General features: G+C 60.4%; 20 protein-coding genes. 16 read left to right on the plus strand and 4 right to left on the minus strand.

Annotated elements, in window-relative coordinates; all coding sequences use genetic code 11:
• Positions 1-100: 100 nt before the first annotated feature.
• From FBY01_RS27530 to FBY01_RS27540, 3 genes are all read left to right on the plus strand, one after another.
• Positions 101-1012: a LysR family transcriptional regulator gene (locus FBY01_RS27530; RefSeq protein ID WP_077749733.1), complete on the plus strand. Its 912-nt coding sequence runs from the start codon at positions 101-103 to the stop codon at positions 1010-1012.
• Positions 1013-1117: 105 nt separating this feature from the next.
• Positions 1118-2140, plus strand: coding sequence for an LLM class oxidoreductase (locus FBY01_RS27535; protein WP_256664542.1), 1023 nt, complete (start codon positions 1118-1120; stop codon positions 2138-2140).
• Between the two features lie 21 nt (positions 2141-2161).
• Positions 2162-3253, plus strand: coding sequence for an alkene reductase (locus FBY01_RS27540; protein ID WP_145310322.1), 1092 nt, complete (start codon positions 2162-2164; stop codon positions 3251-3253).
• Between the two features lie 71 nt (positions 3254-3324).
• On the opposite strand, the gene FBY01_RS27545 is transcribed toward FBY01_RS27540, so the two are convergent.
• Positions 3325-3936, minus strand: coding sequence for a glutathione S-transferase (locus tag FBY01_RS27545; protein ID WP_010459617.1), 612 nt, complete (start codon positions 3934-3936; stop codon positions 3325-3327).
• A gap of 75 nt (positions 3937-4011) precedes the next feature.
• Complete coding sequence (locus FBY01_RS27550; protein ID WP_077749729.1) at positions 4012-4932, minus strand: MurR/RpiR family transcriptional regulator; 921 nt, start codon at positions 4930-4932, stop codon at positions 4012-4014.
• Between the two features lie 311 nt (positions 4933-5243).
• On the opposite strand from FBY01_RS27550, the gene iolC reads away from it, so the two are divergent.
• The 13 genes from iolC to FBY01_RS27615 all read left to right on the plus strand — a co-directional run bounded on the left by iolC (position 5244) and on the right by FBY01_RS27615 (position 22220).
• Positions 5244-7181, plus strand: coding sequence for a 5-dehydro-2-deoxygluconokinase (gene iolC / locus FBY01_RS27555; RefSeq protein ID WP_010459619.1), 1938 nt, complete (start codon positions 5244-5246; stop codon positions 7179-7181).
• 137 nt (positions 7182-7318) lie between these two features.
• Positions 7319-8212: a myo-inosose-2 dehydratase gene (iolE, locus tag FBY01_RS27560; protein ID WP_010459620.1), complete on the plus strand. Its 894-nt coding sequence runs from the start codon at positions 7319-7321 to the stop codon at positions 8210-8212.
• Complete coding sequence (gene iolB / locus FBY01_RS27565) at positions 8209-9018, plus strand: 5-deoxy-glucuronate isomerase (RefSeq protein ID WP_145310320.1); 810 nt, start codon at positions 8209-8211, stop codon at positions 9016-9018. Before iolE ends, iolB begins: the two co-directional genes overlap by 4 nt.
• Positions 9019-9062: 44 nt before the next feature.
• Positions 9063-10565: a CoA-acylating methylmalonate-semialdehyde dehydrogenase gene (locus FBY01_RS27570; RefSeq protein WP_077749725.1), complete on the plus strand. Its 1503-nt coding sequence runs from the start codon at positions 9063-9065 to the stop codon at positions 10563-10565.
• Between the two features lie 25 nt (positions 10566-10590).
• The gene (locus FBY01_RS27575) at positions 10591-11412 is read left to right on the plus strand and encodes a TIM barrel protein (protein ID WP_145310318.1); all 822 of its coding nucleotides are present in this window, start codon (positions 10591-10593) and stop codon (positions 11410-11412) included.
• Between the two features lie 130 nt (positions 11413-11542).
• Entirely contained in the window at positions 11543-13474 is a 1932-nt protein-coding gene (gene iolD / locus FBY01_RS27580) for a 3D-(3,5/4)-trihydroxycyclohexane-1,2-dione acylhydrolase (decyclizing) (RefSeq protein WP_145310316.1), read from the plus strand.
• Positions 13475-13506: 32 nt separating this feature from the next.
• Complete coding sequence (locus tag FBY01_RS27585) at positions 13507-14517, plus strand: Gfo/Idh/MocA family protein (RefSeq protein WP_145310314.1); 1011 nt, start codon at positions 13507-13509, stop codon at positions 14515-14517.
• 145 nt (positions 14518-14662) lie between these two features.
• Complete coding sequence (locus tag FBY01_RS27590; RefSeq protein WP_145310312.1) at positions 14663-15715, plus strand: Gfo/Idh/MocA family protein; 1053 nt, start codon at positions 14663-14665, stop codon at positions 15713-15715.
• A gap of 156 nt (positions 15716-15871) precedes the next feature.
• Complete coding sequence (locus tag FBY01_RS27595) at positions 15872-16798, plus strand: sugar ABC transporter substrate-binding protein (protein ID WP_010459630.1); 927 nt, start codon at positions 15872-15874, stop codon at positions 16796-16798.
• A gap of 70 nt (positions 16799-16868) precedes the next feature.
• Positions 16869-18434, plus strand: a complete 1566-nt coding sequence (locus FBY01_RS27600) for a sugar ABC transporter ATP-binding protein (RefSeq protein ID WP_145310310.1) — start codon at positions 16869-16871, stop codon at positions 18432-18434.
• 210 nt (positions 18435-18644) lie between these two features.
• Positions 18645-19667 (plus strand): ABC transporter permease, encoded by a 1023-nt coding sequence (locus tag FBY01_RS27605; protein ID WP_145310308.1) that lies wholly within the window; start codon positions 18645-18647, stop codon positions 19665-19667.
• 327 nt (positions 19668-19994) lie between these two features.
• Positions 19995-20399 carry a TraR/DksA family transcriptional regulator gene (locus FBY01_RS27610; RefSeq protein WP_010459637.1) on the plus strand — a complete coding sequence of 135 codons (405 nt, stop codon included), beginning with the start codon at positions 19995-19997 and terminating at the stop codon, positions 20397-20399.
• Positions 20400-20996: 597 nt separating this feature from the next.
• Entirely contained in the window at positions 20997-22220 is a 1224-nt protein-coding gene (locus FBY01_RS27615; protein WP_370655171.1) for a methyl-accepting chemotaxis protein, read from the plus strand.
• 160 nt (positions 22221-22380) lie between these two features.
• Here FBY01_RS27615 and FBY01_RS27620 read toward each other — a convergent pair whose 3' ends face one another.
• Positions 22381-22620: a DUF2789 domain-containing protein gene (locus FBY01_RS27620; protein WP_010459641.1), complete on the minus strand. Its 240-nt coding sequence runs from the start codon at positions 22618-22620 to the stop codon at positions 22381-22383.
• A gap of 121 nt (positions 22621-22741) precedes the next feature.
• Complete coding sequence (locus FBY01_RS27625; protein WP_010459643.1) at positions 22742-22972, minus strand: hypothetical protein; 231 nt, start codon at positions 22970-22972, stop codon at positions 22742-22744.
• Between the last annotated feature and the right edge of the window lie 116 nt (positions 22973-23088).

Here is a 23088-nt window from a genome sequence, read left to right on the forward strand (position 1 = left end):
TTGAGGAACATGATCCAGTCCTATTGATAAATGAGCAGGAAACTTCATGGGCCTCATGCTCCGCATACACTCTATGCAAGTCCTGGAGTAGAGCTAAACCATGGAAGCCAACCGATTGGGTGACATCGCTGCATTTGTCTGCGCCGTAAAGGCTGGAAGCTTTACCGCTGCGGCGGCTTCTCTTGGCCTGACCCGGTCGGCGGTGGGGAAAAGCATAGTTCGCCTGGAAAGCCGGATGGGCGCACGGCTTCTCAATCGCACGACGCGCAAACTGAGTCTGACTGACGAGGGGCAGGTCGCCTATGAGCGCTGGCGTCAGATTCTCGAAGATCTGGATGAAGTGGAAGCGACCATGGCCTTGCGTCGTGGGCGGCCCACCGGGACTTTTAAGCTCACGGCACCGCTGTCCTTTGGTCAGCGCCACATTCTGCCGATTCTGGATGCTTATCTGAAGCAGTGGCCTGAACTGCGGGCGGATGTCTGGTTTACCGATCGCTTTGTTGATCTGGTCGAGGAGGGCATCGACATCGCCATACGAATTGGCATGCCCAAAGATGACTCCCAATTATTCACCCGTACCGTGGCTTGGCAGCAATTCGCGACGTGTGCATCGCCTGCTTATCTGGCCCAACGCGGCGTGCCGCAAACGCCCGCTGACCTTGTCGGGCATGACACCATCGCGTTGTTCAGTGGCGAGCGGCCGACCGTCTGGCGTTACCAGACACCTGCCGGCCTTCATCTCTACGAACAGCCGGGGCGACTGAACATCGACAGTTCAGAAGCCACGCGAGAAGCGGCGCTGGCAGGCATCGGCCTGATTCATCTGCCGACCTACATTACGGGTAACGACCTGCGCGATGGCACGTTAGTGGAAGTGTTGAAACCCTATCGCGCACCTCCTGATCCCATCAGAGTCGTCTACACCAGCAAGCGTCACCTGTCCCCCCGCGTTCGCAGGTTTATTGACCTGTTGATCGAGCGTTGGGAAACAGGCGTGCCGTGGGAAAGATAGCGATATTGGGGACTCAGCGGACCGTGTAAGGGGCGCTAACTGCTGTTTATCCAGCCTGGGGAATCAATAAATATGTCAGTCATCGTCACTCACGGGACTGCCATCATGACTACTGCCACACACTTCTCGCCGCCAGCTCAACCTGCCACTTTACCGACCGCCCATCCTTCGCTTGAGCGCCATCCCGGGTTTCAACGCTTGTTTAAACCGCAGGCGCTCACGATTGGCCTGATTTTGCCGCTCGAAACCCACCCGGGCAGACCGGCGCCGACCATGCGTGATCACGTGGAGATGGCGCAACGCGCCGAAGCGCTTGGCTTTGGTGCCTTATGGATGCGCGACATACCTTTCTACGACCCGGATTATGGTGATGTGGCGCAGATCTTTGAGCCGCTGGTCTACATCGGTTACCTGGCCGCCGCCACCCGCAGCATTGTCCTGGGCACCACGGGTATTGTGCTGCCGACCCGTGATCCGATGTATCTGGCCAAGCAAGCGACGTCCCTCGATCAACTCAGTGAAGGTCGACTGGTATTGGGGCTGTCCTCGGGTGATCGATACAGTGATTACCCGATGCTGGGCATCGATTATGAATCCCGTGGCGATCGCTACCGTGACGCCTTTTCGGTGTTTCGAACCCTGATTGAGCAGAGCTTTCCGCGTTTCCGCTCCGAGCGATTCGGTGGCTCACACGGAAACCTGGACCTGGTGCCGAAAGCGCCGTATGGCCGCGTCCCGTCAATTGCTGTCGGCCAGGCGCAACAGAGCGTTGAATGGTTGGCTCAGCACCTTGATGGCTATCTTGCTGGCGTCCAAAGCCCGGAGCGGTTGGCAGCGTTGGGCAAGAGCTGGCACGCCGCCGTGCAGGAGGCGGAGAACCGCAACGCTTTCAAACCATTGGGCCTGGGCGGCTATTTCGACCTCAGCGACAACCCGGATCAGCCATTCCAGCGCATCCAGGGTGGCTTCCGGGCAGGGCGCAACGGCCTGCGCAATTACCTGGAGCACGCGCAATCTGCCGGTGTTTCGCATATCGCGCTCAACCCCAAGGTCAGCCGTCAACCCTATGGCGAAATCCTCGACGAACTCGGCGAGTACGTTCTGCCGTACTTCCCGTCACATGCCTGAGATCTCGCGGAGGAATTACTCATGTCATCACTTTTCGACTCTTACGACCTCGCGGATCAGGTGCTGCCCAATCGCATCGTCATGGCGCCGATGACCCGCGCTCGCGTCGAGGGCACCGTGCCGTCTGAAGACATGGCGACCTACTACGCCCAGCGCGCCGGAGCCGGCCTGATCATCAGTGAAAGCGCGCAGGTCTCTCCACAGGGACGTGGCTACCTGTACACCCCGGGGATCCACAGCGCAGCGCAAATTGAAGGCTGGAAGCGCGTGACTGATGCGGTTCATCAAGCCGGGGGACGCATGTTCCTCCAGCTCTGGCATGTGGGGCGCGTCTCGCATTTTTCCTTGTTGGAGGGACGCTCGCCTGTCGCGCCTGTGGCCATGCCCGCCAGTCAAACGTTGGTGCATGCTTACGACAGCGACGGCAAGCCTGCGCAAGTTCCGGTGAGTGCGCCCGTGGCGTTGGATGCCGAGGGGATTCGGCAGGTCATTGCAGACTTTCGCCTGGCCTCGGCCAATGCCCTGTCGGCAGGTTTTGACGGCGTCGAAATTCACGCCGGCAACGGCTATCTGTTTGAACAGTTCATCAACGGCGGCTTCAACACACGTGAAGACCGTTTCGGTGGTGCGCCGATTGCGAATCGCCTGCGATTGCTGCTTGAGACGGTCGATGCGGTGAGTGCGCAGATCGGCAGTGCGAAGGTGGGTGTGCGCGTGTCGCCTTTTGCCCACTTGGCGGACCTGCACCCGTTCGATGGCGAAGAGGCCACCTGGCTCGCTCTGGCCGGAGCATTGTCCCAACGCCAGATTGCCTACTTGCATGCGAGCCATCTCGGCACGCCGGACTTTCAAAAAGACTTCCGCGCCGCTTACGACGGCACCTTGATGGTGTCGGGCGGGTTCACCCTTGAAACCGCGCAGCAGGCCATCGAAGAAGGATTAAGCGACCTGGTGGTGTTTGGCCGGCCGTTTATAGCCAACCCCGATCTGGTCAATCGCTTGCGCCATGGCTGGCCACTGGCCGAAGCGGGAAGGGAGGCTTACTACGGCGGGGGCGCGCATGGCTACATCGATTATCCCGCGTACTCGTCGCCAGTCGCAGAAAGTGCCTAGCGGACCCGTCGTGCAGCGCCGGGGCAGGCTGTTCGGCGGCGGTCATGGTCGGGTCCGTTCGAGGGGGCCGGTCAGGTTATCGGGGTACTGATGAAGGCCTCAAGCTTTTCCGCCTGCGCGGTGAATTCGGCGATGCGCGGGAAGCGTGAGGCGTCGACTTGGTCCGGTGTCACCAGGTTGGTGAAGCTCCAGGCGACGGCGAGGGTGATGCCGTCTTGTTCGATCAAGGCACCGTTTGCCAGAGGCTGTTTTTCCAGCTCGCGTTCAAGCGCTGAATAGGCTGCGGCGAGTTGCCCTTCGACGCGCTCGACCCACGGCTGGTATTGAATTTCGGCGGGGCGCAGGTTGCGTTCGTAGTAAAGCTGAACAGACTTTTCGCACGCCGCCAGTCCTAGCCCGATCAGGCGCCATGCGCGCAGTCGTTGCTTGAGGTCGTCGGGCATCAGGCTTTTGCCAGGGCCGGCGAGGGCTTCTAGGTAGTCAATGATCAGGGTCGAGTCGATCAACACTTCGCCGTCGTCCAGCACCAGGGTCGGCGCCTTGACCACGGGGTTGATCTGCTGGAAGTGCTCGAAGTGGCGGAACACCGAAACCGACTCGTGCTCCAGGTCGATGCCCAGGTGTCTGGCGGAAATGGCCACGCGCCGCACGTAGGGCGAATCCAGCATGCCGATCAGTTTCATTGAGCCGCTCCTTCAGGTGTCCATGTCGGGATGGACTACCTTAGTTGAAGTTCGGCGACCTGCAAACGGCCTTGGTTAATCTTCGAAACCGACTTGCTCGTGTATCTCGTCGACCTTCAATTCCAGTCGATAGGCCACGGCGATGAACAGCGCCTGACACAGGCACAACGTCGCGCTCAACGAGCGGAAGGCGAACGAGCTGCCTTCGTTGACCAGCAGCACGGTGTTGGCGCGTTTGGCCAGGGGCGAGAGGTTGCTGTCGGTGATGATCAGGGTTTTCGCCTGGTTGTGCTGGGCGATGCGCAGGCAGTGCTGGGTTTCCTTGCCGTAGGGCGTGAAGCTGATGGCGATGACCAGGTCATTGGCGCGCACGCTGCGCATCTGCTCGCGGTAGCTGCCGCCGAGGCCGGAGACCAGATGGATGCGCTTGTTGGTGTGTTGCAGGTTGTAGACCAGGTAATCCGCGACGGCGAACGAGCGGCGCACGCCGACCACGTAGATGTTGTCGGCGTTGACCACCAGGTCCACAGCTTTGTCGAAGGCCTGGTCATCGAGTTCCAGCCCCAGCCGTTCGATGCCGGACAGGGTCGCGTCGATGCACTCGCGGGCGAGGTCGCCGCCGCTGGCTTTCTGCGATTTGTTGGCGATCATGCTGCGAATGCGCTGCTGGTAGTTCTGAACCGGCGTGGTTTTGTGCGTGTACGCCTCGCGGAACAGGGCCTGCATTTCGCTGAAACCGCTGAACCCGAAACGCTGGGAGAACCGCACGATGGCCGACGGGTGGACTTCGCACTCGCGGGCGATGTCGCTGATGCGGTCGACCATGATCCGGTCGCTTTGCTGGCTCATGTAGCTGGCGATGCGTTTGAGCTGGCGCGGCAGGCTTTCGTATTCGTTGGTGATCAGCTGCAACAGACGCTCGGCATTGATCGGGGGGCTGGCGAGATCGCTGTCGGGCGTGCTCTCGGTCGTAGCCGGCTGATCGGTGCGGGACATAGGGAATCCTTCTGGCTTGTTCTTATAGGGCTGACTGGTGTGTCGGCCCCTGACAATAGGTTGGCTGTGCGCAGTCTACAGGGTAGGCCGGAATAAAATCTTGAGCTTGCGGCTGGCGTGCGGTTTGCTGAAACGATGCACTGTGTCTGGAATGCTTTTGTAAAAGTTTATTGGAAAAAATATTCCACGTAAAAATTATTTGGAATAATTATTGATTGTTCGGTCCCGGTCGTTTTAGTCTGCATCCCACCAAGAGCGTTCGGCGCTTCCATCGCCCCGAACGCAGGCTGATAAAAATAACAGGAGCCAGCATGGGCCAGACTCGTTTTGCCAGTGGGCGTCAATTGGATCTGATTTGCCTGGGGCGCCTTGGCGTCGACCTCTATGCGCAGCAAGTCGGGGCGCGGCTGGAAGATGTTTCAAGCTTCGCCAAATACCTTGGGGGATCGTCCGCCAACATTGCGTTCGGCACCGCTCGACTGGGCCTGAAATCGGCGATGTTGAGCCGGGTAGGGGACGACCACATGGGGCGGTTCCTCCTGGAATCCCTGGCGCGTGAAGGCTGTGACGTCAGCGGCGTCAAGGTCGATCCGGAACGCCTGACCGCCATGGTCCTGCTCGGTCTCAAGGACCGCGAAACCTTTCCTTTAGTCTTCTACCGCGAAAACTGCGCCGACATGGCGCTGCGGGCCGAGGACATCAGCGAAGCCTTTATTGCCTCCAGCAAAGCCTTGCTGATCACCGGCACCCATTTCTCCACCGACGGCGTCTATAAGGCGAGCATCCAGGCGCTGGATTACGCCGAGAAGCACAACGTCAAACGGGTGCTGGATATCGATTATCGCCCGGTGCTGTGGGGGCTGGCGGGCAAGGCTGATGGGGAGACGCGCTTTGTTGCCGATCAGAACGTCAGCCAGCATGTGCAGAAAATCCTGCCGCGTTTTGACCTGATTGTCGGCACTGAAGAAGAGTTTTTGATTGCGGGCGGTTCCGAGGATTTGCTCACGGCGTTGCGCAATGTTCGGCGTTTGAGCGACGCAACGCTGGTGGTCAAGCTCGGGCCGCAGGGTTGCACGGTGATTCACGGGGTGATTCCGGTGCGGCTTGAAGACGGGGCGATTTACCCCGGCGTTCGGGTGGAAGTGCTCAACGTGTTGGGGGCCGGCGATGCATTCATGTCGGGTTTCCTCAGCGGTTGGCTGGAGGATGCCAGCGATGAGCGCTGCTGCCAGTTGGCCAATGCTTGCGGCGGTCTGGTGGTGTCGCGCCATGCCTGCGCCCCGGCGATGCCGACCCGGGCCGAACTCGATTACCTGTTCAACAGCCCGGTGCCGATCACCCGGCCGGATCAGGACGAAGTGCTGCAGCGTCTGCATCAGGTCAGCGTGCCGCGCAAACAGTGGAAGCAGCTGTTCATTTTTGCCTTTGATCACCGTGGGCAACTGGTGGAGCTGGCGCACAAGGGCGGTCGCGACCTCAACGCCATCTGCGAACTCAAGCAACTCTTTATCAAAGCCGTGGAGCGGGTCGAAGCGGATTTGCGCGAGCAAGGGATCGAGGCGGATGTCGGCTTGCTGGCCGATCAGCGTTTCGGCCAGGACTCGCTGAACGCCGCCACCGGTCGTGGCTGGTGGGTGGCGCGGCCAGTGGAAGTGCAGGGCTCGCGGCCGTTGGCCTTCGAACATGGGCGCTCGATCGGCAGCAACCTGATCGCCTGGCCGCAAGAGCAGATCATCAAGTGCCTGGTGCAATTTCATCCTGATGATGAGCCGTTGCTGCGCCTGGAACAGGAAGCGCAGATCAAGGGGTTGTATCAGGCGTCCCAGGTCAGCGGTCATGAACTACTGCTGGAAATCATCCCGCCCAAGGATCATCCGTCGACCCATCCGGACGTGCTGTATCGCGCGCTGAAACGCCTCTACAACCTGGGGATTTACCCGGCGTGGTGGAAGATCGAAGCGCAGAGTGCCGAGGAGTGGAAGCAGCTTGATGAGTTGATTCAGGAGCGAGATCCGTATTGCCGGGGCGTGGTGTTGCTGGGGCTGAATGCGCCGGCAGCGGCACTGGCCGAAGGGTTTCAGCAAGCGAGCCAGAGCCAGACCTGTCGCGGGTTCGCGGTGGGGAGGACGATCTTCCAGGAACCGAGCCGCGCGTGGCTGGCCGGTGAAATCGATGATGAGGCGCTGATTGCTCAGGTGCAGGGTACCTTCGTCGAACTCATCGACGCCTGGCGCACGGCCCGCGCCTGACGTGACACCGCGTTATCGTTCTTCGCGGGCAAGCCTCGCTCCTACGGGAAGCCGCGTTGATCTGTAGGAGCGAGGCTTGCCCGCGAAGTCGGCCTCAGACTCAACGGAAATTTAGAAAACAACAAAAAGGTGCAGCCATGCCCGCTATCCGAATTGGCATCAACCCGATCTCCTGGAGCAACGACGACTTGCCGTCCCTCGGTGGCGAGACGCCGTTGAGCACCGCGTTGAGCGAAGGCAAGGAGATCGGTTACGAAGGTTTTGAACTCAACGGCAAATTCCCCAAGGATGCCAAAGGCGTCGGTGACGTGCTGCGGCCTTACGATCTGGCGCTGGTGTCCGGTTGGTATTCCAGCCGTCTGGCGCGCCGTTCCGTGGCCGAAGAAATCGACGCCATTGGCAGTCACGTCGAGTTGCTGGCGAAGAACGGCGCCAAGGTGCTGGTTTACGGCGAAGTGGCTGACTCGATTCAGGGCCAGCGCATCCCCTTGGTTGAACGCCCGCGTTTCCACACCGAACAGGCCTGGCAGGAATACGCCGACAAGCTCACCGAACTGGCGCGTTTCACCCTGTCCCAAGGCGTGCGCCTGGCCTATCACCACCACATGGGCGCTTACGTCGAATCCCCGGCCGACATCGACAAGTTGATGGCGTTGACCGGCAGCGAAGTCGGTCTGCTGTTCGATTCGGGCCATTGCTACATGGGCGGCGGCGAGCCGTTGCACGTCTTGCGCAAACACATCGAACGCATCTGCCACGTGCATTTCAAGGACGTGCGCAAACCGGTGGTGCAACTGGCGCGCAACAACCTGTGGAGCTTTCCGGACTGCATCATCAACGGCACGTTCACCGTGCCCGGCGATGGCGACATCGACTTTGCCGCGCTGCTCGATGTGTTGCTGGCCAACGATTACCACGGCTGGCTGGTGGTCGAGGCTGAGCAAGACCCGGCCGTGGCGCCGAGTTACGTCTACGCGAAAAAAGGCTACGACACCTTGCGTGCGTTGCTCGACGAGAGGGTTGCGCTATGAGCCTGCTGGTCAAAAGCAATGCCCGTGGCCGGACCATGGTCGAGTTGGGCAAAGGTGAGCTGGAATACGTCGGCTTCGCTGCCTACCGACTAAGCCTGGGCGAAACCTTGCCGCTGGCGGCGGGCGATAAAGAACTGTGCCTGGTGCTGCTCAGCGGCCGGGTCAGCATCAAGGGCGAAGCGCCGGGGCAGGGGGCGTTCGACTGGGACAACCTCGGCGATCGCCAGTCGGTGTTCGAAGACAAATCGCCGTTCGCTGCGTACTTGCCGCCGGGCAGTCAGGCCCAGGTCGTCGCGTTGAGCGATGTTCAGATCGCCGTCTGCGCCGCACCGGGCTCAGCCGAAAAGGGCCTCGGTCCACGGCTGATCAAACCCGACACCATGAAACGCAGCGTGCGCGGCAAGGGCGCCAACACCCGTTACGTCTGCGACATCCTGCCGGACACCGAGCCCGCCCATTCGCTGCTGGTGGTGGAAGTGCGCACGCCGTCAGGACACTCGTCGAGCTACCCGCCGCACAAGCACGACACCGACGATTTGCCGCACCAGAGCTTTCTCGAAGAAACCTATTACCACCAGATCAACCCGCCCCAGGGGTTCGTGTTCCAGCGCGTCTACACCGACGACCGCAGCATCGATCAAGCCATGGCCGTGGAAAACAGCGACCTCGTGGTCGTGCCCAAGGGCTATCACCCGGTCAGCGTGCCCTACGGCTACGAGTCGTATTACCTGAACGTGATGGCCGGCCCGAAACGGGTCTGGCAGTTCCACAACGATCCGCAGCACAGCTGGCTGCTTGATCTCTGATCTAAAAAGCCTGAATTCCACTATTCGAACGGAGAACAAGAACAATGAGCGACGCCCCGGTCATCGGCCATTACCTCGACGGTCACGTGCAAGACAGCGGTAGCGAGCGGTTCAGCAATGTCTTCAACCCGGCGACCGGCGAGGTACAAGCGCGTGTCGGGCTGGCCAGTTCGAAGACCGTGGACGATGCCGTTGCCTCGGCCCTGAAAGCATTCCCGGCCTGGTCCGAGCAATCGTCCTTGCGCCGTTCGCGGGTGATGTTCAAGTTCAAGGAATTGCTCGACCGTCATCACGACGAACTGGCCGAAATCATCAGCCGCGAACACGGCAAGGTGTTCTCCGACGCCAAGGGCGAAGTCACCCGTGGCATCGAGATCGTCGAATACGCCTGTGGCGCGCCGAGCCTGCTGAAAACCGAATTCAGCGACAACATCGGCGGCGGCATCGACAACTGGAACCTGCGCCAGCCGCTGGGCGTGTGCGCCGGTGTCACGCCGTTCAACTTCCCGGTGATGGTGCCACTGTGGATGATCCCGCTGGCGCTGGTTACCGGTAACTGCTTCATTCTCAAACCCTCCGAACGCGACCCATCCGCCAGTTTGCTGATGGCCCGTTTGCTGACCGAAGCCGGATTGCCGGACGGCGTATTCAACGTGGTTCAGGGCGACAAGACAGCGGTCGATGCGCTGCTGCAACACCCGGACATCGAGGCGATTTCCTTTGTCGGCTCGACGCCGATTGCCGAGTACATCCACCAGCAAGCCACCTCGCGCGGCAAGCGGGTGCAGGCGCTGGGCGGGGCGAAGAATCACATGATCGTCATGCCCGACGCGGATCTGGATCAGGCCGCAGACGCCTTGATCGGCGCGGCTTACGGCTCGGCCGGCGAGCGCTGCATGGCGATCTCGATTGCCGTGGCGGTGGGCGATGTTGCAGACCAACTGATTGCCAAACTGCTGCCGCGCATCGATCAACTCAAGGTCGGCAACGGCATGCAGGGTGACAGCGACATGGGGCCGTTGGTGACGGCCGAACACAAGGCCAAGGTCGAAGGCTTTATCGACCAGGGCGTGGCGCAGGGCGCGCAGCTGATTGTCGATGGTCGTGGGTTCAAGGTGCCGGGGGCGGAGAACGGCTTCTTCGTCGGCGCGACGTTGTTCGATCACGTCACTACCGAGATGAGCATTTACCAGCAAGAGATCTTCGGCCCGGTGCTGGGCATCGTCCGCGTCCCGGATTTCGCCAGCGCCGTGGCGTTGATCAACGCCCACGAATTCGGCAACGGCGTGTCGTGTTTCACCAGTGACGGCGGCATCGCCCGAGCGTTTGCACGCACTATCAAGGTCGGTATGGTCGGCATCAACGTACCGATTCCGGTGCCCATGGCCTGGCACTCGTTTGGCGGCTGGAAGCGCTCGCTGTTCGGCGACCATCACGCCTATGGCGAAGAAGGCATCCGTTTCTACAGCCGCTACAAAAGCGTGATGCAACGCTGGCCCGACAGCATCGCCAAGGGCCCTGAATTCAGCATGCCGACAGCCAAGTGATTCACCTGTGCGGAGAATAACAATAATGAGCAAACCCCTGCGTTTCGCCCTGAACCGTATGGTCGCCCCACGTTTGTCCCTGCCCGCGTTCATCGACCTGGCGGTGGCCCTCAAGGCTGACGCCATCGAGATTCGCAATGACCTCAAGGGTGTCGAGATAGAAGACGGCACCGCGCCCGAGCGCGTCCGCGAGTTGTGCGCGGCCCAAGGCATCAGCGTGCTGTCGATCAACGCGCTGTACCCGTTTGATGTGTGGAATGACGAGCGCCGGACGCTGGCCTTGAAACTGGCGACTTATGCTCGTGATTGCGGCGCGCAGGGGTTGGTCATGTGCCCGCTGAATGATCGCGCGGATACTCGTAGCGAAGCCGAGCGCGCTTCAGGGTTGCGCACCGCCTTGAGTGAACTGGCGCCGATCCTGCGCGATCACGGCATTCTCGGTTTCATCGAGCCGTTGGGTTTCGAAGAATGCTCGCTGCGGCTTAAACGTACGGCGGTGGAAGCGATCAAGGTTGTCGGTGGGCTGGATGTGTTCCGGCTCGTCCACGACACCTTTCACCATCACCTGGCGTGTGAGCAGGAGTTTTTCCCCGCGCTGACCGGGCTGGTGCATATCTCCGGCGTCGAGGATGCCGAGGCACCGCTGGCGACGATACGCGACGGCCATCGCGTGCTGGTGGGCGAGGGCGACATTCTTGGCAATGCCGCACAGATCGACACCTTGCTCAGCGGCGGTTACAGCGGCTACCTGTCATTCGAGCCGTTTGCCGACAGCGTCCATGGCCTGGCCAACATCGAGCAGGCCATCGGCGCAAGCATGAATCACCTACAAAAATCCCAAGGCTAATGAAGAACCCCTGTAGGAGTGAGCCTGCTCGCGATTGCGCAGTGTCAGGCAGCATCAATGTCGACGGACACTGCGCAATCGCGAGCAGGCTCACTCCTACAAGTTTTCTGCGTGTATTGAAGGATCAGTTATGACCACAACAAGACTGACCATGGCCCAGGCCCTGGTGAAATTCCTCGATAACCAGTACATCGAGGTCGACGGGGTCCAGAGCAAATTCGTCGCCGGGATCTTTACCATTTTCGGCCACGGCAACGTGCTGGGCCTGGGGCAAGCCCTGGAGCAGGACAGCGGTGACCTGATCGTTCATCAAGGCCGCAACGAACAAGGCATGGCCCACGCCGCCATCGGTTTCGCCAAGCAACACCTGCGGCGCAAAATCTACGCCTGTACCTCATCCGTCGGCCCGGGCGCTGCGAACATGCTGACCGCCGCCGCGACGGCCACCGCCAACCGCATTCCCTTGCTGCTGTTGCCCGGCGACGTCTACGCCTGCCGCCAGCCGGACCCGGTGTTGCAGCAAATCGAACAGTTCCACGACCTGAGCATCAGCACCAACGATGCGTTCAAGGCCGTGAGCAAATACTGGGACCGCATCAACCGTCCCGAGCAGTTGATGACCGCGGCGATCCACGCCATGCGGGTGCTCACCGACCCTGCCGAAACCGGCGCGGTGACCCTGGCCTTGCCGCAAGACGTGCAAGGCGAGGCCTACGACTATCCCGATTACTTCCTGCAAAAACGCGTGCACCGCATCGAACGTCGTCCGGCCACCGACGCGATGCTGGGTGATGCGCTGGCGCTGTTCAAAGGCAAGCGCAAACCGCTGATCATTTGCGGTGGCGGGGTCAAATACTCCGGGGCCAACGCTGCGTTACAGGCGTTTGCCGAGCGCTTCGACATTCCCTTCGCCGAAACCCAGGCCGGCAAGAGCGCGGTGGTGTCCAGCCATCCGCTGAACGTCGGCGGGATTGGCGAAACCGGGTGCCTGGCGGCGAACCTGTTGGCAAAAGACGCCGATCTGATCATCGGTATCGGCACCCGCTACAGCGATTTCACCACCGCGTCGAAATCCCTGTTCCAGCATCCGGACGTGCAGTTTCTCAACCTCAACATCAGCCCGTGCGATGCCCTGAAACTGGATGGCGTGCAACTGCTGGCGGATGCGAAAACCGGTTTGCTGGCGCTGACCGAAGCACTGGGCGATTACCGTTCCAGCTGGGGCGATCAACCGCGTCAGGCCAAGGCTCAGTTGGATGAGGAGGTCGATCGTCTCTATCAGATCGAGTACCAGACTCAAGACTTCTCCCCGGAAATCAACGACCACATGGACCCGGCGGTCCTGCGCGAATTCATCGAGCTGACCGGCTCGTGCCTGACCCAGAGCCGCGTGCTCGGCGTGCTCAACGAAACCCTCGACGATGACGCCGTGATCGTCGCCGCCGCCGGTAGTCTGCCCGGTGACTTGCAGCGCAGCTGGCGCAGCAAGGGCGTGAACACCTATCACGTCGAGTACGGTTATTCGTGCATGGGTTACGAGGTCAACGCCGCACTGGGCGTGAAACTCGCCGAGCCGGAGCGCGAGGTCTATGCGCTGGTCGGCGACGGCTCTTACATGATGCTGCACTCAGAGCTGGCGACCTCGATCCAGGAGCGCCGCAAGATCAACGTGGTCCTGCTCGACAACATGACCTTCGGCTGCATCAACAACTTGCAGATGGGCAACGGCATGGACAGCTTCGGCACCGAGTTCCGTTTCCGCAACCCGGACACCGGCAAGCTCGATGGCGGCTTTGTGCCGGTGGATTTCGCCATGAGCGCGGCGGCCTATGGCTGCAAGACTTACAAAGTGAACACCGCTGACGAGCTGAAAGCCGCGCTGGCGGATGCGCGTTTGCAGACCGTGTCGACGCTGATCGACATCAAGGTCCTGCCCAAGACCATGATTCATGGCTACCTGTCGTGGTGGCGGGTCGGCGTGGCGCAAGTCTCCACCAGCGCCCGCACCAACGCGGTAGCCAAGACCCTCAATGAACGACTGGCCAAGGCCCGTCAGTACTGATTGCCCTGAATCGAACAATAAGGAGTCCTTACATGTCATTAAAGTTAGGCGTCATCGGCACCGGGGCCATCGGCCAGGACCACATCCGTCGTTGCAGCCAGACCTTGCTCAACAGCCAGGTGGTCGCCGTCACCGACATCAATTTGCAGCAAGCGGCCAAAGTCGTGTCCGACCTGAATCTGACCGCCGAGGTCTACCCCGACGGCCTGGCGCTGATCAACGCGCCAGAAGTCGAAGCGATCCTCGTCACTTCCTGGGGCCCGAGCCACGAAGCGTTTGTGTTGGCGGCGATTGCGGCGGGTAAACCGGTGTTCTGCGAGAAGCCCCTGGCCGTCACCGCCGAAGGCTGTCGCAACATCGTCGAGGCCGAAGTGGCCCACGGCAAGCGCCTGGTGCAGGTCGGTTTCATGCGGCCGTATGACGAAGGCTATCGCGCACTCAAAGCGGTGATCGACAGCGGTCAGATCGGTGAACCGTTGATGCTCCATTGCGCGCACCGCAACCCGACCGTGGGCGAGAACTACAAGACCGACATGGCCATCACCGATACGCTGATCCACGAACTCGACGTGCTGCGCTGGTTGCTCGATGACGATTACGTGTCCGTGCAAGTGGTGTTCCCACGCAAGAGCAGCAAGGCCCTCGCGCATTTGAAAGACCCGCAAATCGTCCTGCTGGAGACTGCCAAGGGCACACGCATCGACGTCGAAGTGTTCGTCAATTGCCAGTACGGCTACGACATCCAGTGCGAAGTGGTGGGGGAGACCGGCATCGCCAAACTGCCGGAGCCTTCGCAGGTTCAACTGCGCAGTGGCGCGAAGTTGTCGAACGCGATTTTGATGGACTGGAAGGATCGCTTCATCGCGGCCTATGACGTGGAGTTGCAGGCGTTCATCGATGGCGTGCGAGCGGGGCAGGTCGGAGGCCCGTCAGCATGGGATGGCTTCGCTGCCGCCGTCGCTGCCGACGCCTGCATCGAAGCACAAAACAGCGGAGCGATCGTCAAAGTCACACTCCCTGACCGCCCCCGCTTCTACGGTTGAGCACCGTCGCCTGGGGGAGCGAGCCTGCTCGCGATAGCGCCAGCACATTCAACATTAATGTCGGCTGACACTCCGCTATCGCGAGCAGGCTCGCTCCCACAGGGGGCGTGTATATCCGGCAGCTATTTATAAGGAGAACATTTTCATGCGCATCGGACTTGTCGGTTACGGCCACGGCGGCCGGTTTTTCCATGCTCCGCTGATCAGCAGCCTGCCGGCGGCGACGTTCGTGGGCGTGGTCACCCGTTCCCCGGAACGCCGACAATTGCTGGCGGCCGAACACCCCGGCGTGCCGGCCTTCGACAGCATCGGCCAATTGGTCGAAGCCGGAATCGATGTGCTGGTGGTGTCGACGCCGCTCAAGGGCCGACCGGCGCTGGTGCTCGACGGCATCGAACACGGCGTGGCGGTGGTTAGCGACAAGCCGTTTGCCGCCGATGCGCAGCAAGCGCAAACCCTGATCACCATGGCCGAGCGCCAGGGCGTGCGGCTCAGCGTCTACCAGAACCGTCGCTGGGACTCGGACTTCCTCACCGTGCGCAAACTCATCGAGTCCGGCGCTCTGGGCCGTGTCACCCGTTTCGAGTCGCGGATCGAGCGTTACTCGCCGCAATCGGTGAACAACAGCAGTGGCGGCGGCTTCCTGCGCGATTTGGGCAGCCACCTGGTGGATCAGGCGTTGCTGCTGTTCGGCCCGGTGACCCGGGTGTACGCCGAACTGGATTACCTGGAAAAAGACCAGGCCTTCGACAACGGCTTCTTTGTGTCCCTGACCCACGCCAACGGAGTGATCTCGCACCTGGGCGGCAGTTGCCTGCAAAACACCCCAGGCCCGCGTTTTCGCGTGACCGGCACCCAAGGTTGTTACAGCGTCGATGGCCTGGATGGGCAGGAAGCTTCAGCGCTCGCCGGGCTATCGCCGAAATCCGAGGGTGCGCGCTGGGGCGGGGAAGAGCATCGCCGCTGGGGCTGGTTTGAACAGGGCGAAGTGCGTGAGCGGGTGCCGTCGGAACGCGGATGCTGGAATCAGTTCTATTTGCAGCTACAAACCGCGTTACAGAGCGGTGGCCCACTGCCTGTCGAAGCCCGTGATGCACTGGCGACCACCCGCGTTCTAGACGCTGCGCGCTTGAGTTTCGAACGGCGTCAGGTCGTGGAATTGAGCCCGTTTGAGAGCCATGGAACAAAATCAGAATAAAATTCTAAAATGAGTTGATATAGAAATAATATTCCAATAAAGTCATTTCCAGCGAACTGCCTCTCGCTCGTTTTCACAGCTTTCCCGCTTGCCTGCTTACTGAAAATCGTCACGCCTCATCCATAAAACCAACAAGAATGTGGAGAAAGACTTTTCATGAAGACCAAGATCCGTTTTGCCTCACTGGCCTTGTCCCTGATGTTCGCCAGTGGCGCTGCACTCGCCGACATGAAGATCGGCGTCAGCATGTCCCAGTTCGATGACACCTGGCTGACCTACCTGCGCGAATCCATGGACAAGAAAGCCAAGTCCTACCCCGACGGCGTGCAGCTGCAATTCGAAGATGCGCGCAGCGACGTGGTCAAGCAGTTGAGCCAGGTCGAAAGCTTCATCAGCCAGAAAGTCGATGCCATCGTGGTCAACCCGGTGGATACCGCCGCCACCAAAAAAATCACCGAAGCCGCCGTCAAGGCCGGCATCCCGCTGGTCTACGTCAACCGTCGTCCCGATGACTTAAAACTGCCCAAAGGCGTGGTCACGGTGGCCTCCAACGACCTGGAAGCCGGTGAAATGCAGATGCAATACCTGGCCGACAAAATGGGCGGCAAGGGCGACATCGTGATTCTGCTGGGCGACCTCGCGAACAACTCCACCACCAACCGCACCAAGGGCGTGAAAGAGGTGTTGGCCAAATACCCGAACATCAAGATCGAGCAAGAACAGACCGGCACCTGGCTGCGGGATAAAGGCATGACCCTGGTCAACGACTGGCTGACCCAGGGCCGCAAGTTCGATGCAGTGGTGGCCAACAACGACGAAATGGCCATTGGTGCCGCGATGGCCCTGCAACAGGCCGGCGTCGACAAGGGCAGTGTGCTGATCGCGGGTGTCGACGGTACGCCGGACGGCTTGAACGCAATCAAGAAAGGCAGTCTGGCGGTATCGGTGTTCCAGGATGCGAAAGGTCAGGCCGACGGCTCCATCGACACGGCAGTGAAAATGGCCAAAAACGAGCCGGTTGAACAGGCCGTGTGGGTGCCATACCGCTTGATCACGCCGCAAAACGTCGACACGTTCAAATAGCCCGTCCGCCCCATAACAACAATAAGCACGCAAGGTTGCCACCGCGACCTTGCTGATGGAGTACCTGATCATGTTCGCTTCAGCGACTGCTTCGAGCACCCCGTTGGTGGGTATCCAGCCAACCGCAACACCTGTCGATGAGCCGTACCTGCTGGAGATCATAAACGTCAGCAAGGGTTTTCCCGGTGTGGTGGCGTTGTCGGATGTGCAACTGCGGGTGCGCCCCGGCTCCGTCCTGGCGCTGATGGGCGAGAACGGTGCGGGCAAGTCCACCCTGATGAAAATCATCGCCGGCATCTACCAGCCGGACGCCGGCGAGCTGCGCCTTCGCGGCCAGCCGGTGGTGTTCGATACGCCGCTGGCCGCGCTGCAGGCCGGGATCGCAATGATCCACCAGGAACTCAACCTGATGCCGCACATGAGCATCGCCGAGAACATCTGGATCGGCCGCGAGCAGCTCAACAGCCTGCACATGATCGACCACCGCGAAATGCACCGCTGCACTGCGAAACTGCTCGAACGCCTGCGGATCAACCTCGACCCGGAGGAGCAGGTCGGCAACCTGAGCATCGCCGAGCGGCAGATGGTCGAGATCGCCAAGGCGGTGTCCTACGACTCCGACATCCTGATCATGGACGAACCGACCTCGGCCATCACCGACAAGGAAGTCACCCACCTGTTCTCGATCATTGCCGACCTCAAGAGCCAGGGCAAAGGCATCATCTACATCACCCACAAAATGAACGAAGTGTTCGAGATCGCCGATGAAGTAGCGGTGTTCCGCGACGGCGCCTACATCGGCTTGCAACGGGCTGACAGCATGGACGGCGACAGCCTGATTTCTATGATGGTCGGCCGCGAGTTGAGCCAGTTGTTCCCGGTGCGCGAAAAACCGATTGGCGATCTGCTGCTGTCGGTGCGCGACCTCAAGCTCGACGGCATTTTCAAAGGGGTGTCCTTCGACCTGCATGCGGGCGAGATCCTCGGCATCGCCGGGCTGATGGGCTCAGGCCGCACCAACGTTGCCGAAGCGATTTTTGGCATCACTCCGAGCGACGGTGGCGAGATTCGCCTCGACGGCCAGGTGGTGCGCATCAGCGATCCGCACATGGCGATCGAGAAGGGCTTCGCCTTGCTGACCGAGGATCGCAAGCTCAGCGGCCTGTTCCCGTGCCTGTCGGTGCTGGAGAACATGGAAATGGCGGTGCTGCCGCATTACGCCGGCCACGGGTTCATCCAGCAGAAAGCCCTGCGGGTCTTGTGCGAAGACATGTGCAAGAAGCTGCGGGTCAAAACCCCGTCGCTTGAGCAGTGCATCGACACCTTGTCCGGCGGCAATCAGCAGAAAGCCTTGCTGGCGCGCTGGCTGATGACCAATCCACGCATCCTGATCCTCGACGAACCGACTCGTGGCATCGATGTCGGCGCCAAGGCCGAGATCTACCGGCTGATCTCCTACCTCGCCAGCGAAGGCATGGCGGTGATCATGATTTCCTCGGAGCTGCCGGAAGTGCTCGGCATGAGCGACCGGGTGATGGTCATGCACGAGGGCGACCTGATGGGCACCCTCGACCGCAGCGAAGCGACCCAGGAACGAGTCATGCAACTGGCCTCGGGCATGTCCGTACGCCATTGAGTCAAGGGCGAACAGAGTCCAAGGGTGAGCAGGGTCCAAGGGTGAACCGGGATTCTGTGGCGAGGGAGCTTGCTCCCGCTGGGCTGCGAAGCGGCCCCAATGTCTCGAACATACCGTAGAACTGGCGAGCGCTGCGCACTCGAGCGGGAGCAAGCTCCCTCGCCACAGGTATGTAGTCGATGCCGGAATTCATTAGAAGGGTGAATGGTTATGAACGCGATACTGGAAAACAAGCCAGCAACGGCACCGGTCAAGAGTCGTCGGCGCTTTCCGACCGAGTTGAGTATCTTCCTGGTGCTGATTGGCATCGGCCTGGTCTTCGAAGTCTTTGGCTGGATCGTGCGCGACCAGAGCTTCCTGATGAACTCCCAGCGCCTGGTGCTGATGATCCTGCAAGTGTCGATCATCGGCCTGCTGGCGATTGGCGTGACCCAGGTGATCATCACCACCGGGATCGACCTGTCCTCCGGTTCGGTGCTGGCGCTGTCAGCGATGATCGCTGCGAGTCTGGCCCAGACCTCGGATTTCGCCCGGGCGGTGTTTCCTTCACTGACCGACTTGCCCGTGTGGATTCCAGTGATCGCCGGGCTTGGCGTCGGGCTGCTGGCGGGCGCGATAAACGGCAGCATCATTGCCATCACCGGGATTCCGCCGTTCATTGCCACCCTCGGCATGATGGTCTCGGCGCGAGGCCTGGCGCGTTATTACACCGAAGGCCAGCCGGTGAGCATGCTCTCGGATTCCTACACGGCCATCGGTCATGGCGCCATGCCGGTGATCATTTTCCTGGTGGTCGCGGTGATCTTTCACATCGCCCTGCGCTACACCAAGTACGGCAAGTACACGTACGCCATCGGCGGCAACATGCAGGCGGCGCGCACCTCGGGGATCAACGTCAAGCGTCATCTGGTGATCGTCTACAGTATCGCCGGGTTGCTGGCCGGCCTGGCGGGCGTCGTGGCCTCGGCGCGTGCCGCGACCGGGCAGGCGGGGATGGGCATGTCTTATGAGCTGGACGCGATTGCCGCGGCGGTCATCGGCGGCACCAGCCTGGCCGGTGGCGTCGGGCGCATTACCGGCACCGTGATCGGTGCCTTGATTCTCGGAGTGATGGCCAGTGGGTTTACCTTTGTCGGTGTTGATGCGTATATTCAGGACATCATCAAGGGACTGATTATTGTGGCGGCGGTGGTGATCGACCAATACCGCAACAAGCGTAAACTCAAGCGCTGAGTCGTAGAACCGACAGCCAATGCGCCACGCCTGACCCGCGTGGCGCAACCATTTGTCTTCTCTATACAGCCGCTCGATTGAATTTCTTGCTATAAACGCACTCCGATAACCACCGCAGAGGCTGCCATAGAGCACTTTCCGGGCTTTGTCGGACAAATTCGCTGTCTTTTCAGTTGCTGAGGCCTCAAGTCGGCCTTAGACTGCCGGCCCTCGTAAATTGAGTGCCGGGTGGCGCTTGGAATAAACGGCGCCTTTCCGATGGCCAGACCTGGTCCACCGGAACGCTCCCTAATTCGCCTTAATGCACGTTTTTTTATAGAGATATCAATGACAAAGGACAAGTTGCTGGCCATGCCGGCGGATGACTACATGAATGCCGAGCAACATGCTTTTTTCTATGAGCTGTTGCAGAACATGAAAGTCGAAACCCATGAGCGCATCGAACAGAACCGCATCGCCATCGAGAGCCTGGACACTCCAGCCGATCCGGCCGACGCTGCTTCTGTCGAAGAAGAGCGCACCTGGCTGGTGAACGCGATCGATCGCGACCAGCGCATGCTGCCTCAGTTGGAACAGGCTCTGGAACGCATCAAAGAAGACAGCTTCGGCTGGTGCGATGACAGCGGCGAGGCCATCGGTCTGAAACGCCTGCTGATCAGCCCGACCACCAAGTACTGCATCGAAGCTCAAGAGCGTCACGAACAGATCGACAAGCACCAGCGTCAGGCCTGATTTCGTAGCGCCCCGCATCGCGGGCAAGCCCGCTCCCACGGTTCACGATGAACCTGCAGGAGTGAGGCTTGCCCGCGATGCTTTTTGCCGTCTGCGAAAACCTCAGGCACTTCTATTGATCTGCTGCAACGCCCACTACTAATGGACCATAGATAATGGCCTTGTGGTGGCGTTTAATGCATGCACAACAATTAGAAGAGCCTTGGGGTGACGAAGATGACGAGAGACGGATCTCTGGTTGCGGCAGTGCCTGCACCAGTGTTTTTGCCGAAAAACCTTTGGCTGACGCCAACGCTGCAAAGCATCGCCCTGATGCTCTTGCTGTGCGGCATGGCGTTGGGTGGCTGGTCGCTTTACCTTTGCCTGCCACTGGCGGTGCTGGTGATCTGGCTGCCTCGCCTGCGCTCGCGCGCCACGCCCGAAGCAGCGCCCGCCGACGGCGCCAGCGCCATCGCCGAGTTGACTCGCGATCTTTCCTACACCACCAGCCATAACGCTTTGTCGGCCGCAGGCGTGGCCTTTTCGGTCAAGCAACTGGCGGACAAACTGCAATCGCAACTCGACGCGGCGGCGCAAATCGTCAGCAACGCCGAAGTGATGATCGGGACCGAACAAGCCACGTCGAAACTCAGCCGCGAAGCCCTCAGTGCCGCCAGCGAAGCTCATCAGAGCAGCGCAGCAGGGCGCACGGAACTGATCGAGTCCATCAGCCGTATGCATCAGCTCAGTCAGCGCGCCAATAACAGCCGTGAACTGATCGAAGCCCTGAGCCTGCGCAGCGACGATATTCAACGGGTCACCCTGGTGATTCAGTCCATCGCCAGTCAGACCAACCTGCTGGCCTTGAACGCCGCGATTGAAGCGGCTCGGGCCGGGGAACATGGTCGCGGGTTCGCGGTGGTGGCGGATGAGGTTCGCGGACTGGCGGCGCGCACGGCGACGGCGACTGGCGAAGTCGGGGAGATGGTCGCCGATATCCAGCAACGCACGGCGCAGGTGGTGGAGCAGATCCGCCAACTGTCCAGTGACCTCGACATCGGCGTCAAGCAGGTCGAGCACACCGGCCAGCACCTGGAAAACATCGCGCGCCTGGCTGCCGGCGTCGAGCATCAGGTTGGGGAAATCGCCAAGGGGGCGGACACCAACCGCGAACAACTCGACAGCCTGTTCCATGCCATTGAACAGATGCGCAGCGACCTGGCGATCAGCGACCAACAGACCCAGCGCCTGGCCCAGGCTGCGGTGCAAATGGAAGGTCAGGCCGAAACCATCAGCGAGCGTCTGGCCGAAGTCGGGCTGGATGACTACCACCAACGCATCTATGACCTTGCCCGCGAAGGCGCCAGCCAGATTGCCGCGCGCTTCGAAGCGGATATTGATCAGGGCCGTGTCAGCCTCGATGATCTGTTTGATCGCAATTACCAGGCGATCCCCAACACCAGCCCGGCCAAGTTTCAGACGCGTTTTGATCGTTACACCGATCAGGTCTTGCCCGCCATCCAGGAACCGTTGCTGCCGCGCCATGAAGGCCTGGTGTTTGCCATCGCCTGTACCCAGCAGGGTTACGTGCCCACCCATAACAAAATCTTCAGCCAACCGCTGACCGGCGATGCGCAGGTCGATACGGTCCAAAACCGCACCAAGCGCAAATTTGCCGACCGCACCGGCATCCGCTGTGGCAGCCATCAACAGCCGGTGTTGTTGCAGACTTACACCCGCGACACAGGCGAACTGATGCACGACCTTTCGGTGCCGATCATGCTCAAGGGGCGGCATTGGGGTGGGTTGCGGTTGGGGTACAAACCGCAAAGTCCTCGCTAGATGCTCAACATGATAACCGGTGAGCAAGCCTGAAACTCAACTGTGGAGAGGGAGCTTGCTCCCGGTGGGCTGCGTAGCGGCCCCAAGATGGGCCTGCTGCGCAGTCCAACGGGAGCAAGCTCCCTCGCCACAAGTTTATCGCTGACGGAAGACAGGCGGGCTAGTGAATCTGATGCATGCGCAGGTTCAGGTCGTCGACCACCCGCGCCCAATCGGCGTCTTCACGCAATTGTTCTTTGAGGAAGCCGGCTTGTTGCGGCGTCCAGAACTCCGCATCGATGAGTTTCTTGTCGTCGGCCAAAGGTGAATGGCTGGCGATGAATTCATCGATGGCTTTCTGACTGGAGTCCAGACCGAGCTGGTCGAACAAACCTTTCAAGTCGTGTATAGGTGAATCCATCTTCATCTCCTTGCGGGTCGCGATCTGAGGTGCGGCTTCATGGCATCTGAGCGGGCCGCGCTTCAGGAGTTCGATTGCGATGTGGGGAAGCAGGAGAGAGCATAGACGGCAAATCCGACGATCAGGCTTTCAATGCACCTTCATCGACAGCCGTTTTCAGAGCCTGGGCAGCTTCTTTGGCGGCGATGGCAGCGACGTCCGAGGTCTTGAACCAGCGATCCTTCTCGACTTGGTGATACGTCACCGTGGTCAACGGTGGTTTGGCACGCATGACAATGACTGCCTGGAATTCGCCTTCGACCTCTCTGGCTTCGCCCCGGATAAAAAATTCACCGATATCAAATTCCGTCACGTAGCTGCCTTCCCTTGGAAATATATTGTTGTGTTGAATGCCGTCCGTCCTGGGGACGAATTTCATTGGTCGGGCAGTATGGCAGTAGTTGCCTGCCGGCGGCTGAGTTAAGTCGC

It is taken from the genome of Pseudomonas sp. SJZ077, from assembly GCF_007993905.1.
Lineage (GTDB): Bacteria > Pseudomonadota > Gammaproteobacteria > Pseudomonadales > Pseudomonadaceae > Aquipseudomonas > Aquipseudomonas mandelii.

Coding starts and splice junctions, on each gene's coding strand:
- FBY01_RS27610 (WP_010459637.1), top strand. CDS start 19,995: ATGACAAAGGACAAGTTGCTGGCCATGCCGGCGGATGACTACATGAAT.
- FBY01_RS27620 (WP_010459641.1), bottom strand. CDS start 22,620: ATGGATTCACCTATACACGACTTGAAAGGTTTGTTCGACCAGCTCGGT.
- iolB (WP_145310320.1), top strand. CDS start 8,209: ATGAGCCTGCTGGTCAAAAGCAATGCCCGTGGCCGGACCATGGTCGAG.
- iolE (WP_010459620.1), top strand. CDS start 7,319: ATGCCCGCTATCCGAATTGGCATCAACCCGATCTCCTGGAGCAACGAC.
- FBY01_RS27605 (WP_145310308.1), top strand. CDS start 18,645: ATGAACGCGATACTGGAAAACAAGCCAGCAACGGCACCGGTCAAGAGT.
- FBY01_RS27600 (WP_145310310.1), top strand. CDS start 16,869: ATGTTCGCTTCAGCGACTGCTTCGAGCACCCCGTTGGTGGGTATCCAG.
- FBY01_RS27550 (WP_077749729.1), bottom strand. CDS start 4,932: ATGTCCCGCACCGATCAGCCGGCTACGACCGAGAGCACGCCCGACAGC.
- iolD (WP_145310316.1), top strand. CDS start 11,543: ATGACCACAACAAGACTGACCATGGCCCAGGCCCTGGTGAAATTCCTC.
- FBY01_RS27540 (WP_145310322.1), top strand. CDS start 2,162: ATGTCATCACTTTTCGACTCTTACGACCTCGCGGATCAGGTGCTGCCC.
- FBY01_RS27530 (WP_077749733.1), top strand. CDS start 101: ATGGAAGCCAACCGATTGGGTGACATCGCTGCATTTGTCTGCGCCGTA.
- iolC (WP_010459619.1), top strand. CDS start 5,244: ATGGGCCAGACTCGTTTTGCCAGTGGGCGTCAATTGGATCTGATTTGC.
- FBY01_RS27615 (WP_370655171.1), top strand. CDS start 20,997: ATGATCGGGACCGAACAAGCCACGTCGAAACTCAGCCGCGAAGCCCTC.
- FBY01_RS27590 (WP_145310312.1), top strand. CDS start 14,663: ATGCGCATCGGACTTGTCGGTTACGGCCACGGCGGCCGGTTTTTCCAT.
- FBY01_RS27585 (WP_145310314.1), top strand. CDS start 13,507: ATGTCATTAAAGTTAGGCGTCATCGGCACCGGGGCCATCGGCCAGGAC.
- FBY01_RS27570 (WP_077749725.1), top strand. CDS start 9,063: ATGAGCGACGCCCCGGTCATCGGCCATTACCTCGACGGTCACGTGCAA.
- FBY01_RS27595 (WP_010459630.1), top strand. CDS start 15,872: ATGAAGACCAAGATCCGTTTTGCCTCACTGGCCTTGTCCCTGATGTTC.
- FBY01_RS27575 (WP_145310318.1), top strand. CDS start 10,591: ATGAGCAAACCCCTGCGTTTCGCCCTGAACCGTATGGTCGCCCCACGT.
- FBY01_RS27535 (WP_256664542.1), top strand. CDS start 1,118: ATGACTACTGCCACACACTTCTCGCCGCCAGCTCAACCTGCCACTTTA.
- FBY01_RS27545 (WP_010459617.1), bottom strand. CDS start 3,936: ATGAAACTGATCGGCATGCTGGATTCGCCCTACGTGCGGCGCGTGGCC.